General features: G+C 65.5%; 1 pseudogene. It reads right to left on the reverse strand.

The annotated features are described in order from the left end of the window. A pseudogene (locus tag QC385_RS43915) lies at positions 1–258 on the reverse strand (ABC transporter permease); the annotation flags it as partial.

Consider the following 258-nt stretch of genomic DNA (forward strand, 5'->3'; position numbering starts at 1 on the left):
GCATCACCCCGTACAGCAGCAGCACGGTGTAGGGCAGCATCATGGAGGTGGTGCCGATGACCACGCCGAGTTCGTTGTAGAGCAGCCGGAACGGCGCTCCTGGTACCGACATGGCGCCCAGGGTCTCGTTGACCAGGCCCTTGTCACCCAGCAGGATGATCCAGCCGTAGGTGCGCACCAGGGCGCTGATGAAGTGCGGCACGACCACGATCAGCATCGCCAGGGCCGCCCACAGGGGCTTGAGCCGGGAGATCGCGT

Source organism: Streptomyces sp. DH10 (assembly GCF_029813805.1).
Lineage (GTDB): Bacteria > Actinomycetota > Actinomycetes > Streptomycetales > Streptomycetaceae > Streptomyces > Streptomyces coeruleofuscus.